Origin of the sequence: Variovorax sp. Root434 (genome assembly GCF_001426595.1) — a bacterium.
GTDB lineage: Bacteria > Pseudomonadota > Gammaproteobacteria > Burkholderiales > Burkholderiaceae_C > Variovorax.
In genome coordinates this window covers 234052-246962 of record NZ_LMEK01000001.1, presented here as the reverse complement: position 1 = coordinate 246962, position 12911 = coordinate 234052, and the positions used below count along the sequence as shown (strand labels likewise).

Below are 12911 nucleotides of genomic sequence, written 5' to 3'. Positions count from 1 at the left end.
GGTGTTCCACGAAAGGATCGTTCATGACTCCCATTACCGCCGACCATCCGAGCAAGGTGCTCGCGACCTTCGCGGCCGAACTGCAGTTCGCCGACATTCCTGCGCCCGTGCTGCGCCGCACCGAAGACCTGATGCTCGACTGGCTGGGCTCGGTGCTCGCCGCCCGCACGGCACGGCCGGTGCGCAGCATCGAGCGTTTCGCGCAGATGATGGGGCCGGCCGACGGGCCCAGCGAGATACTGACCTCGCGCCGCACCAGTTCGCCGGTGTTCGCGGCGCTGGTCAACGCTGCGGCCTCGCACTATGTCGAGCAGGACGACGTGCACAACGGCTCGGTGTTCCACCCTGCCGCCGTCGTCATAGCGCCCGCGCTGGCCGTGGCGCAGAGCCTCGGCGCAAGCGGTGCGCAACTGCTGACGGCCGTGGTCGCGGGCTACGAGGTCGGCATCCGCGTCGGCGAATTTCTCGGTCGCTCGCACTACAAGACCTTCCACACGACCGCGACGGCGGGCACGCTCGCCGCTGCAGCAGCAGTCGGCCGCCTGCTGAATCTCACGCCGCAGCAGATGCTGCACGCCTTCGGCTCGGCCGGCACGCAGTCGGCCGGTGTGTGGGAGTTCCTGCGCGATGCGGCCGACTCCAAGCAACTGCATTGCGCGCACGCGGCGGCGAGCGGGCTGATGTCGGCCTACCTCGCGCAGGACGGCTTCACCGGCGCGGCGAAGATCCTCGAAGGCGCGCAGGGCCTGGGCGTCGGCATGTCGAGCGACGCCGACCCGGCCAAGCTCACCGACGGTCTCGGCACGCGCTGGACGCTGGCCGAAACCTCCTTCAAGTACCACGCCTCCTGCCGCCACACCCACCCCGCTGCCGACGCGCTGCTGCAGGTGATGACGCAGAACAAGCTCAAGCCCGCCGACGTGTCGCAAGTGACCACGCATGTGCACCAGGGTGCGATCGACGTGCTGGGCCGCGTGACGGTGCCGGCGACCGTGCACCAGGGCAAGTTCTCGATGGGCACGGTACTCGGCCTCATTGCCGTGCACGGCCGCGCAGGCCTCGGCGAATTCGACCGCGACTTTCTCGCGCCCGAAGTCTCGGCCTTCCGCGACAAGGTGACGATGCAGCTCGACGCCGAAGTCGACACCGCCTACCCCGCACGCTGGATCGGCAAGGTCAGTGTGCACACCACCGACGGTCGCACACTGCAGGGCCGCGTCGACGAACCCAAGGGCGACCCCGGCAACAGCCTGAGCCGCGCCGAGATCGAGGACAAGATGCAGCGCCTCGCGCACTACGGTGAAGGCGTGACGGCAGAAGAAGCAAAGGCCTTGTGCAACCGCATCTGGCAACTGGGCGAGACCCAGAACGTGGCGCGCTGGTTGCCCTGAGGAAGGAAGGGCCTCAAACCCGCCCCGGGGCCCGGTCTGCGGTGCCGGATGGAATGCGCAGGCTCAGGAAGCGATCAGGTGATCGAACAGCTCCCGGGCAGAAGCAGGCAGCTGTTCCCGATCGCGCGCGATCAACTTCAGCTCCCGTTCGGCCCACGCATCGCTGAGCGCCACGGTCGAGATGCGCATCGCCATCGACAGCCGCTGAGCGGAAGACGCGGGTAGCACACCAACCCCCACGCCCGCCTCGATCATCAGGCAGATCGCCTCGAAGCTGCTGACCTGGATACGCGGATTGAAGCCGCGCCCCGCCAGTTCGGCGCGGCGCTGCAGGAAGCGGTGGATGGCGCTGCCATGGTGCAGGCCCACGTGCTGCTCGTCGAGCGTGTCGGCGAAGGCCACCGAAGGGGCGCCCGCGAGGTGGTGCGTGAGCGGCACCACCAGCACGAGCTGGTTGCTTCCGAAGGGACGCGCATCGAAATCTCCCGTGTGCACGTCGCCCGCGAGGATGCCGATGTCGGCCTCGCCATCGGCCACAGCGCGCACGATCTCTTCGCTGAGGTATTCGCGCAGGTCCACCTGCACGGCCGGATGTTGCGTGAGGAAGCCCGCGAGCTTCTGCGGCAGGTACTCGGTAATGGAGGTGGTATTGGCGAACACGCGCACATGGCCCTTGATGCCCTTGCCGAAGTCCTGCATGTCGCAGCGCAGGTGCTCCATCTGCTGCATCACGCGCTTGGCGTGGTACAGCACGGCCTGCCCCGCGGCCGTAAGTGTCACGCCCTGCGCGCTGCGGTGCAGCAGCTTGCCGCCCACGGCCTCTTCCATCTGCTTGATGCGGGTGGAGGCGGCAGCCAGCGAGATGCAGGCCTTCTCGGCGCCGCGCGTGAGGCTGCGCGCGTCCGCCACGTAGACGAACAGTTTCAGGTCGAACAGGTCGAAATGCAGGTTCACCGGGCGCAGGCACGAGTAAGGAAGGGAACGTGCATTGTCCGGCGAACGGCGCCGTGCGCGCCCGCTTGCGGGTTTGTCCTCAGACGGGGTCCCAGCTGAACACGTCGGCCGAGCGATCGAGCGGGAAGAAGCTCGCGCGCATCGCGGGCATGGCGTGCTCGGCGATGCTCTGCGGCGTCCAGCCCTCGGAGCGGTGGATGGAGCGCACCGGCCGCGGCTGGCTGATGAGCGAGATCTCGTTGTTGCGCACCGAGAAGATCTGGCCGTTGACCGCGCCCGCCGCCTCGCTCGCGAGGTACACCGCCAAGGGCGCCACCTTGGCCGGCGTCATCTGCTTGATCTTGTCGACGCGTGCGCGCTGCTCGTCAGTGTCGGTGGGAATGGCGCCAATCATGCGGCTCCAGGCAAAAGGCGCGATGCAGTTCGAGCGCACGTTGAATTTCTGCATGTCGAGCGCGATCGACTTCGACAACGCGACGACGCCGAGCTTGGCCGCCGAGTAGTTCGCCTGGCCGAAGTTGCCTATCAGGCCCGAGGTGGAGGTCATGTGCACCAGCGCGCCCGCGTTCTGTTCCTTGAAGTGCGTGGCCGCCGCACGGCTCACGTGGTAGGCGCCGTAGAGATGCACCTTGAGCACCGAGTCCCACTCGTCGACCGACATCTTGTGGAAGAAGCGGTCGCGCAGGATGCCCGCGTTGTTGACCGCCGCGTCGATGCGGCCGAAGCTGTCGAGCGCACACTGCACGATACGCGCCGCGCTGGCGGCATCGGCCACGCTGTCGGTGTTGGGCACGGCCTGGCCGCCGGCCGCGCGGATCTCGTCGACCACCTGCTGCGCGGGGCCGGCACTGCCGCCGGCACCATCGAGCGCGGCACCGATGTCGTTGACCACCACTTTCGCGCCGTGGGCCGCCATGGCCAGCGCGATGTCGCGCCCGATGCCGCCGCCCGCGCCCGTAACGACGACCACTTTTCCTTCAACCATGTTTGTCTGTGCTCCGGAGGTTCTTTCGACCGCGGGTTCGCGGGCATATTTCAGAATGCCACAGGCACAGCGAGAGCGGGTTCCAGGTTTCCGAAGAGGGCCTTCGGCGCGGCCCGGGGACGGCTATTGGCGCGCCGTGCGGATGTTCGCCGGCAGCGCCTGCGGCCAGCTCGTGCGAAACGGATTGATGTCCAGCCCGCCGCGCCGCGTATAGCGCGCATACACCGCGAGCTTGGTCGGCTTGCAGCGGCTCCAGATGTCCGTGAACATGCGCTCGGCACACGGCTCGTGAAACTCGTTGTGGTTGCGAAAGCTCACGATGTACGCCAACAGCCCGGCCTGGTCGATGGGCGGGCCGCTGTAGCGGATCTGCACGCTGCCCCAGTCGGGCTGGCCGGTGACGAGGCAGTTGCTCTTGAGCAGGCGGCTGGTGAAGGTTTCGTTCACATGCACCTGCGTGGCGTCGCTGCTCAGCAGCTCCGGCGCGGGCTGGTAGTGGGTGCACTCGATGTCGAGGCGGTCGAGGTCGAGGCCGTCGAGTTCGTGCACCGGCTCGCGGTCGAACATGTCGGGCGCCATCAGCTTCACGCCGATGCCGGCCGACTGGTCGCTGCCGCGCCACGCGGCTTCGGACAGGTCCGCGCGCAGGCGCTCGCGCACCGCGTCGGCGCTCGCGAACTGGCTGTTGTTGAAGCTGTTGAGATAGAGCTTGAAGCTCTTGCTCTCGATGATGTTGGGCGTCTCGCACGGAATGGTGAAGTGCACGATGGCCAGCTGCGGCTTGCCGCGCAGGTTGAGCCAGCTCACCTCGAACGCGGTCCAGAGGTCGGCGCCGAAGAAGGGCAAGGCATCGGACCTGATGCCCATGGTCTCGCGCTGCGTGGCGCGCGCGATGGGAAACAGCAGCGTGGGGTCGTAGCGGTCGGCGTAGGCCGAGGCGCGGCCGAGTTGCGATTGCTCGGGCGTGTTGGGGTTCGGGTCGTGGCTCATGGTGTGGCGTTTCTGGCCTCCGCTGCATGCGCGAACGGAGCAATGTGGTTGGCGAGGATGGTGCACACCTCGGGCGGCAGGTCGTGGCCCATGCCGGGGATGGCGACGAATTGCGACCCGGGAATGCGCCTGGCGGTGTCTTCCCCGCAGGCGATGGGCACGAGCGCATCGGCGTCGCCGTGCAGCACCAGCGTGGGCGACTGGATGCGCGCCAGCACCTGCGGCCGGTCGGCATCGGCGCCGACGGCCAGCATCTGCCGCATCAGCCCGGCCGGGCGGTACGCACGGCGCATGCTGAAGGTGAGGCGCGCGGCCAGCTCTTCGTCGCTCTGCGGGTAGGCGGGGCTCTGGATCAGCCGCAGCAGCCGGATGCTGTGCGCGACCAGCGCGGCCTCGTCGCGGCCCACCGGACGACGCATGAGCATGGAGGCCACCTCGCGGCGCGGCCCGGGCAGGCCGCGTGCGCCGCTGGAGCTCATGATGCTCACGAGGCTTGCCGTGCGCTGCGGTGCGGTAGCGGCCATGCGCTGGGCGATCATGCCGCCCATGGAAGCGCCGACGATGTGGGCCCTTTCAATGCCCAGCGCATCGAGTACACCGAGCGCATCGAGGGTCATGTCCTGCAGTGTGTAGGCGGAGCGCACCGGCAGGCCGAGGCGATGGCGGATGGTTTCCCACACGACGTTGCCCACGCCCGCATGGTCGAAGCCCTGGCTCAGCCCGATGTCGCGGTTGTCGTGGCGCACCACGCGAAAACCCGCCTCGACCAGCTGCTGCACGAAGCCCGTGGGCCATGCGACCAGCTGCATGCCCAGGCCCATGATGAGCAGGATCACGGGGCGCCCCTCGCCTCCGGTGTCGTCGACTTCGATCTGCAGGCCGTTGGCGGTGACTTTCATCGGCTTCTTGCTACTTGAACTCGCGCTCGCGCAGCCACTTGGTGGCGACCCACTTCTCGCCCGCCAGCACCGGCGCGCCGCCGTGCAGCGTGCGAGTGACGGGGTCGGGCCGGTCATAGCTGAAGAACACGCCGCAGCCGCGCACCGGCGCCACTTCGAGGCCCACGTCGGGGAAGGTGGTGGCGCCGCCGCCTTCGGGCTCCTGCAGGTACATCACGAGCGTGGCGACGCGCTGGCCGCCGCGCTTGAGGATGGTGGGCGTGCCGGGTTCGCCGGGGTCGAAGTAGTCGTAGTGCGGGCGGTACTGCGCGCCGGGGGCGTAGCGCAGGATCTGCAGGCCCTCGCCGAATTCGAGCGGCCAGCGCAGCAGCGTGGCGAGGCGCTGCTCCAGGCGCGCGACGATCTCGTTCTCGCCGCGCTCGAAGAACATGCCGTCGCTGGTGCGATCGACGTTGAGCACCTCGCCGCCGGTGCGGGTCTCCACGGTGAGCGAACGCGCGAGCCGAACGCGCGCCGCAGCGATCAGGCCTTCGCACTCCTCGGCCGACAGCAGGTTGCCGAACACGACGACACGCGGATGCCGCATGGTCTGCAGCACCTGCACGCGGCGGTCGCCGGCATCGAGGTACAGCGGCGCACCGTCGAGGTCGGGGCCGGGCATTTTGGTGCGCACGGGCGGCAGGGCCACCTCCACGTTGGGGAATCCGGCCTCGAGCTGGGCCAGCGCCGTGTCGGCGGCGGCATCGTGCCAGCCGGCCGCGCGCATGGAAGCGCGCAGCGCTGGCACCGAATGCCCGGCCGCGAGCTGGGCCACCAGCCACTCGCGCAGTTCCGGACTGATCGGTTGCGACATCTCAATACTCCTCCACGTTGCAGCAAGCCCCGCAACGCATGAAAAAACCGCCACGCCCCATTCCAGGAACACCGCGGAACCGGCTTTGCCGGGCCGCCGGTGTTGCCCCCTGCAAGGGGGTTGGCGCAGCGACACGAAGTGCGCGAAGACTGGGGGTCAGTCCAACCTTCTCCTGAACACCAGCCTTTCGGCTGTCGATGCTTCTGCATCGAAACCATAACCCTCGAGGTCGAACTTTTCCAGTGCCTTGGGCGTGGCCGCCTTGTGCTGCACGGCCCAGCGAGCCAGCAGGCCGCGCGCGCGCTTGGCGAAGAAGCTCACGATCTTGTATCTGTCGCCCTTCCACTCCTCGAACACGCATTCGACCACACGGGCCTTGAGCACCTTCTTGTCGACCGACTTGAAGTACTCCTGCGAGGCGACGTTGACGACCACCGGCGTGCGGTCGGCCGCGAGGCGCTCGTTGAGGTGCTCGGCGATGCGCGAACCCCAGAAGGCGTAAAGGTCCTTGCCGTGGCGATTGGCCAGTTGCGTGCCCATCTCGAGGCGGTAAGGCTGCAGCAGGTCGAGCGGGCGCAGCAGGCCGTAGAGGCCGCTGAGGATGCAGACGTGGTCCTGCGCCCAGGCCAACTGCCCCTTGGTGAGCGTGCGGGCATCGAGACCGCCGTAGACGTCGCCGTCGAAGGCGAAGGCGGCCTGGCGGGCGTTCTTCTCGGTGCTCTTGCCGGACCAGGCCTGGTAGCGGGCCACGTTCAGGGCGGAGAGCTTGTCCGACAGGTGCATCAGCTCGGAGATCTGCTGGGGCGACTTCTCGCGCAGCAGCCTGATCAGCTCGACCGAGGGGCCGCGCGGAGATTCGAAATGGGGTTGGGTGGCGGGGATTTCGGAGGGAACCGGAGTGTCGTAGTCGAGCGACTTCGCAGGGGAAAGCAGGAACAGCATGGCGGAATTATCAGTGGCTGCCGTGACGCTGGGCCGCGCCGGTAAAATCGCGGGCTATCCCACCCTGTCTCCCCACGGCTCCCTGAAGGGCCGTTCCGTATTCCCATGAGCGAACCCACCACTTCTCCCGCCCAGCCTGGCCTGGACAGCCTTTCCAAATCGTTCGAGCCCGCCGCCATCGAGGCGCACTGGGGCCCCGAATGGGAGAAGCGCGGCTACGCCAAGGCCGGCTTCAGAGGCACGCAGCAACCGAAGGAAGGCGCCGAATCGTTCGCGATCCAGCTGCCGCCGCCCAACGTGACGGGCACGCTGCACATGGGCCATGCGTTCAACCAGACGATCATGGACAGCCTCACGCGCTACCACCGCATGAAGGGCGACAACACGCTGTGGCTGCCGGGCACCGACCACGCGGGCATCGCCACGCAGATCGTGGTGGAGCGCCAGCTGCAGGAGCAGAAGATCAGCCGCCACGACCTGGGCCGCAAGAACTTCGTGGCGCGCGTGTGGGAATGGAAAGAGAAGTCGGGCAACACCATCACCGAGCAGATGCGCCGCATGGGCGACACGGTGGACTGGAGCCGCGAATACTTCACGATGGATGACGACCTCTCGAAGGTGGTCACGCACACCTTCGTGAAGCTGTATGAAGAAGGCCTGATCTACCGCGGCAAGCGCCTGGGCAACTGGGACCCGGTGCTCAAGACCTCGGTGAGCGACCTCGAAGTCGAGAGCGAAGAGGAAGACGGCTCGCTCTGGCACATCGCCTATCCGCTGGAAGACGGCAGCGGCACGCTGACCGTGGCCACCACCCGGCCCGAGACCATGCTCGGCGACACGGCCGTGATGGTCCATCCGGAAGACGAGCGCTACAAGCATCTCATCGGCCAGCGCGTGAAGCTGCCGCTGGTCGACCGGCTGATCCCGATCATTGCCGACGACTACGTCGACAAGGAATTCGGCACCGGCGTGGTGAAGGTGACTCCGGCCCACGACTACAACGACTACGCCGTCGGCCAGCGCCACAAGCTCGAGATGATCGGCGTGCTGACGCTGGACGCGACCATCAACGACAACGCCCCCGAGAAGTACCGCGGCCTGGACCGCTTCGTCGCGCGCAAGGCCATCGTGGCCGACCTCGACGCACTGGGCCTGCTGATCGAGGTGAAGAAGCACAAGCTGATGGTGCCGCGCTGCGCGCGCTCGGGCGCCATCATCGAGCCGATGCTCACCGACCAGTGGTACGTGGCCATGACGCGCCCCGGCGCCGATGGCCAGTCGATCGCGCAGAAGGCCATCGATGTGGTGAAGTCCGGCGAGGTGCGCTTCGTGCCCGAGAACTGGGTCAACACCTACAACCACTGGATGGAGAACATCCAGGACTGGACCATCTCGCGCCAGCTCTGGTGGGGCCACCAGATTCCCGCCTGGTACGACGAGGAAGGCAATGTGTACGTGGCCGAGAACGAGGCCGACGCGCAGGCCAAGGCGCCGGGCAAGACGCTGCGCCGCGACGAGGACGTGCTCGACACCTGGTACTCGGCGGCGCTGGTGCCCTTCTCTTCGCTGGGCTGGCCCGAGAAGACGAAGGACCTGGAGCTGTACCTGCCCTCGCAGGTGCTCGTGACGGGCTACGACATCATCTTCTTCTGGGTCGCCCGGATGATCATGATGACCAAGCATTTCACCGGCAACGTGCCGTTCAAGGACGTGTACATCCACGGCCTGGTGCGCGATGCGCAGGGCAAGAAGATGAGCAAGTCGGAAGGCAACGTGCTCGACCCGGTTGACCTGATCGACGGCATCCAGTTGCCCGAACTGCTCGACAAGCGCACGCAGGGCCTGCGCAAGCCCGAGACGGCGCCCGCGGTTCGCAAGAACACGCAGAAGGAGTTTCCGGATGGCATCCCGGCCTTCGGCGCCGATGCGCTGCGCTTCACCTTCGCTTCGCTGGCTTCGCTGGGCCGCAGCATCAACTTCGACAGCAAGCGCTGCGAGGGCTATCGCAACTTCTGCAACAAGCTGTGGAACGCCACGCGCTTCGTGCTGATGAACTGCGAAGGCCAGGACTGCGGCCTGCTGGAGCACACGAAGGAAGACTGCAAGATCGGCGGCAAGGCCCACGGCTACCTGAAGTTCAGCCGTGCCGACTTCTGGATCGTGTCGCAGCTGCAGCGCGTCGAGGCCGAAGTGGCCAAGGGCTTCGAGGAATACCGCCTCGACAACGTGGCCAACGCGATCTACCAGTTCGCCTGGGACGAGTTCTGCGACTGGTACCTGGAAATCGCCAAGGTGCAGATCCAGACCGGCGACGACGCGCAGAAGCGCGCCACGCGCCGCACGCTGATCCGCACGCTCGAAACACTGCTGCGCCTGGCGCATCCGGTGATCCCGTTCATCACGGAAGAGTTGTGGCAGAAGGTGTCGACGGTTGCGGGACGTGAGGGCGAGTCGATCATGGTCGCCGCCTATCCGAAGAGCCAGCCCGAGAAGATCGACGAGGCGGCCGAGGCGCACGTGGCGAGGTTGAAGGCGCTGGTCGATGCATGCCGCACGCTGCGCGGCGAGATGAACGTGTCGCCGGCCACGCGACTGCCGCTCTACGCGGTGGCCGACGACGCCGAAGGCGCGGCCTTCCTGCGCGAATCGGCGCCGGTGCTTCAGGCGCTCGCAAAGCTCAAGGAAGTGAAGGTCTTCGACGACGAGGCTTCGTGGTCGGCCGCGGCCGAGGCGGCGCCCGTGGCGGTGGTCGGCGCTGCGCGCCTGTGCCTGCACATGGAGATCGACAAGGCTGCCGAGAAGCTTCGCATCGGCAAGGAAATCGCGCGCATCGAAGGGGAGATCGCGAAGGTGAACGGCAAGCTCGGCAACGAAGCCTTCGTTGCGAAGGCGCCGCCGGCGGTGATCGAGCAGGAACGCAAACGCCTGGCTGACTTCACGGCCATGCTGGAGCGTTTGCGCGATCAGCTTGTGCGTCTTGGCTGACACACGAGGGGCCGGGAAGGCGTTTAGGATGTTGAGAACGGCTTCGCGCCGCGCCGTCGCATCATCCTGCACCCCCTTTTGAAGAAAGACGCTGTACTGCCCATGTCCACTTCCTCGACCCGCATTCGCAAGGCCGTATTCCCCGTTGCAGGCTTTGGTACTCGCTTCCTGCCAGCCACCAAGGCACAGCCGAAGGAAATGCTGCCCGTGGTCGACAAGCCGCTGATCCAGTACGCCGTCGAGGAGGCCTACGCCGCGGGCATCCGCGACATGATTTTTGTGACCGGGCGCAACAAGCGTGCGATCGAAGATCACTACGACACCGCCTACGAACTCGAGAGCCAGCTCGAAGCCAGCGGCAAGGATGCGCTGCTCAACATCGCGCGCTCGGTGTCGCCCGACGACATGACCTGCTCGTACGTGCGCCAGCCGCGCATGCTGGGCTTGGGCCATGCGGTGCTGTGCGCCGAGCACCTTGTGGGCAACGAACCCTTCGCCGTGCTGCTGGCGGACGACCTGATGGTCGGCCCCGAGGGCGGCCAGCCCGTGCTGGCGCAGATGACCGCGGCTTTCAGCCGCCTCGGCGGCTCGCTGCTTGCGGTGCAGGAAGTGCCGCTGGCGCACGTCAAGCGCTACGGCATCGTGGCCGGCGACGTGATCGAGGAAGGCCTGGTGAAGGTCAACCGCATGGTCGAGAAGCCCAAGCCCGAAGACGCGCCCTCGCGCCTGGGCGTGGCCGGCCGCTACATCCTCACGCCAGGCGTGTTCGACGAGATCCGCAACCAGCCCAAGGGCGCGGGCGGCGAGATCCAGCTGACCGACGGCATTGCCGCGCTGATGAAGAAGGAATCGGTCTACGCTTATTCGTACAAGGGCATCCGCTACGACTGCGGCAGCAAGGAAGGCTTCCTGCAGGCGTCGGTGGAACTGGCGCTGGCCCACCCCGAGGTGGGCGCGGAGTTCCGCGAATACCTCAAGAGCCTGAAGCTGTAGTCGCTTCTTCTTCGAGCGCCATCGTGAACGAAGGAAGGGCCGCTGACGCGGCCCTTTTCTTTTCTCTTCTCTTTGTCAGCGCCGCTTCAGCACGTGGATGAAGTCGCCGCCCACGGTTTCCTGTGCCATCAGCTCGTTGCCCGTCTGGCGTGCGAAGGCCTGAAAGTCGCGGATCGATCCCGGATCGGTCGACACCACCTTCAGCAGCTGCCCGCTCGCCATCTCGTTGAGCGACTTCTTGGCCTTGAGGATCGGCAGCGGGCAGTTCAGCCCGCGCGTGTCGAGCTCGCGATCAACTTGCATTGCCCGGCTCCGGCGGCAGGTTCAGGCCGCGGCGGCGCTCTTCGTTCTCGGCCGCGGTGAAGAACACGGGCTCATGGCCGCGCGTGCGCAGCCAGTCGGCCAGCGCGTAGCCGGTGCCGGCGGGCCAGCACTTGAGGTCGGGCAAGTCGTAGAGGCGGTAGTCCACCAGCTCGGGCGAGAGCTTCACTTCGCCATCGGCCACCACGTGGTACGCGATGATGATCTGGTTCATGCGCTGGAAGTCGTAGGCGCCGACGATCTTCGCGGCGCTGATGTCGAGGTTGGTTTCTTCCTTCACCTCGCGCGCAATGCCCTCCTCGGGCGTCTCGCCGGCTTCCATGAAGCCGGTGATCAGCGCGAACATCTTGCCGGGCCAGGCCGCATTGCGCGCGAGCAGCACCTGGCCGCGGTACTCGACGATGGCCGCGAGCACCGGGGTCGGGTTGTTCCAGTGCGTGTGGCCACAGTTGGGGCAGCGCAGGCGCTCCTTGGGGCCGCCGTCTTCCATCAGCGCGATCCACTCGAGGGGCGTGGCACAGACCTGGCAGAACTTGGGGTGGGGCATGGGGTTCTCAGCCTTCTTGTTGTTGAGTAGTGGCCCCTTCCAGGAACACCGCAGAACCGGCTTTGCCGGGCTGCAGGTGTTGCCCCCGGAGGGGGTTGGCGAAGCGACACGAAGTGCGCATAGCCTGGGGGCGGGCCTTGTCAGGCGGGGAAGACGCCAGTGGAGAGATAGCGGTCGCCGCGATCACAGACCACGAACACGATGGTGGCGTTCTCGACCGTCTTCGCCACCTGGAGCGCGGCCCACAGCGCACCGGCCGCCGAGATGCCGCCGAAGATGCCCTCTTCGCGCGCGAGGCGCCGGCACATCTCTTCGGCGTCGTCCTGGCTCACGCTGATTTCTTCATCGACGCAGCTCGGGTCGTAGATCTTCGGCATGTACTCGGCCGGCCACTTGCGGATGCCGGGAATGCGCGAACCTTCGGCCGGCTGCGCGCCGATGATGCGCACTGCCGGATTCTTCTCCTTGAGGAATCGCGACACGCCGGTGATGGTGCCGGTGGTGCCCATGGCGCTCACGAAGTGCGTGATCTTGCCCTTGGTGTCGGCCCAGATCTCGGGGCCGGTGGTCTCGTAGTGGATGCGCGGGTTGTCGGGGTTGGCGAACTGGTCGAGCACCCGGCCCTTGCCCTGCGCCACCATCTGTTCGGCGAGATCGCGGGCGTATTCCATGCCGCCGCTCTTGGGCGTGAGCACGAGTTCGGCGCCGAAGGCCTTCATGGTCTGGGCGCGTTCGATCGAGAGGTCCTCCGGCATGATCAGCACCATGCGGTAGCCCTTGATGGCAGCAGCCATGGCCAGGGCAATGCCGGTGTTGCCGGAGGTGGCTTCGATCAGGGTGTCGCCGGGCTTGATCTCGCCGCGCTCCTCGGCGCGCTTGATCATCGAGAGGGCCGGCCGGTCCTTGACCGAGCCCGCGGGATTGTTGCCTTCGAGCTTGCCGAGAATGACGTTGCCGCGCTTGGCGTTTTCTGCGGCGTTGATGCGTTGCAGTGCGACCAGAGGGGTCTTGCCGATGGCGTCTTCGATCGTCGGATAATTCATGGCAGCCA

General features: G+C 66.8%; 12 protein-coding genes. 3 read left to right on the top strand and 9 right to left on the bottom strand.

The annotated features are described in order from the left end of the window. Nucleotides 1-23: 23 nt before the first annotated feature. On the top strand, nt 24-1391 hold the full coding sequence (locus tag ASD05_RS01145; protein ID WP_056586455.1) for an MmgE/PrpD family protein: 1368 nt from the start codon (nt 24-26) through the stop codon (nt 1389-1391). A 63-nt stretch (nt 1392-1454) separates the two neighbouring features. Here ASD05_RS01145 and ASD05_RS01140 read toward each other — a convergent pair whose 3' ends face one another. The 6 genes from ASD05_RS01140 to yaaA all read right to left on the bottom strand — a co-directional run bounded on the left by ASD05_RS01140 (nt 1455) and on the right by yaaA (nt 7014). Beyond that, on the bottom strand, nt 1455-2345 hold the full coding sequence (locus ASD05_RS01140; protein ID WP_056586452.1) for a LysR family transcriptional regulator: 891 nt from the start codon (nt 2343-2345) through the stop codon (nt 1455-1457). A gap of 79 nt (nt 2346-2424) precedes the next feature. Then, on the bottom strand, nt 2425-3330 hold the full coding sequence (locus ASD05_RS01135) for an SDR family NAD(P)-dependent oxidoreductase (protein WP_056586449.1): 906 nt from the start codon (nt 3328-3330) through the stop codon (nt 2425-2427). 123 nt (nt 3331-3453) lie between these two features. After that, entirely contained in the window at nt 3454-4320 is an 867-nt protein-coding gene (queF, locus tag ASD05_RS01130) for an NADPH-dependent 7-cyano-7-deazaguanine reductase QueF (RefSeq protein WP_056586446.1), read from the bottom strand. Beyond that, nucleotides 4317-5219, bottom strand: coding sequence for an alpha/beta fold hydrolase (locus ASD05_RS01125; RefSeq protein WP_056586443.1), 903 nt, complete (start codon nt 5217-5219; stop codon nt 4317-4319). The genes queF and ASD05_RS01125 overlap by 4 nt, the downstream gene beginning before the upstream one ends. 10 nt (nt 5220-5229) lie before the next feature. After that, a complete protein-coding gene (locus ASD05_RS01120) occupies nt 5230-6072 on the bottom strand; it encodes a 2OG-Fe(II) oxygenase (protein WP_056586440.1) in 843 nt (280 codons plus the stop codon). A 156-nt stretch (nt 6073-6228) separates the two neighbouring features. After that, on the bottom strand, nt 6229-7014 hold the full coding sequence (gene yaaA, locus ASD05_RS01115; protein ID WP_056586437.1) for a peroxide stress protein YaaA: 786 nt from the start codon (nt 7012-7014) through the stop codon (nt 6229-6231). Between the two features lie 105 nt (nt 7015-7119). On the opposite strand from yaaA, the gene ASD05_RS01110 reads away from it, so the two are divergent. Next, nucleotides 7120-9999 carry a valine--tRNA ligase gene (locus ASD05_RS01110; protein ID WP_056586435.1) on the top strand — a complete coding sequence of 960 codons (2880 nt, stop codon included), beginning with the start codon at nt 7120-7122 and terminating at the stop codon, nt 9997-9999. A gap of 102 nt (nt 10000-10101) precedes the next feature. Next, nucleotides 10102-10992, top strand: a complete 891-nt coding sequence (gene galU, locus ASD05_RS01105; RefSeq protein WP_056586432.1) for a UTP--glucose-1-phosphate uridylyltransferase GalU — start codon at nt 10102-10104, stop codon at nt 10990-10992. Nucleotides 10993-11067: 75 nt separating this feature from the next. Here galU and ASD05_RS01100 read toward each other — a convergent pair whose 3' ends face one another. From ASD05_RS01100 to cysM, 3 genes are all read right to left on the bottom strand, one after another. Continuing rightward, complete coding sequence (locus ASD05_RS01100; RefSeq protein ID WP_056586429.1) at nt 11068-11295, bottom strand: sulfurtransferase TusA family protein; 228 nt, start codon at nt 11293-11295, stop codon at nt 11068-11070. Next, on the bottom strand, nt 11285-11860 hold the full coding sequence (locus ASD05_RS01095) for an NUDIX domain-containing protein (RefSeq protein ID WP_007830325.1): 576 nt from the start codon (nt 11858-11860) through the stop codon (nt 11285-11287). Before ASD05_RS01095 ends, ASD05_RS01100 begins: the two co-directional genes overlap by 11 nt. 140 nt (nt 11861-12000) lie before the next feature. After that, on the bottom strand, nt 12001-12903 hold the full coding sequence (gene cysM, locus ASD05_RS01090; RefSeq protein WP_056586426.1) for a cysteine synthase CysM: 903 nt from the start codon (nt 12901-12903) through the stop codon (nt 12001-12003). Nucleotides 12904-12911 lie beyond the last annotated feature (8 nt).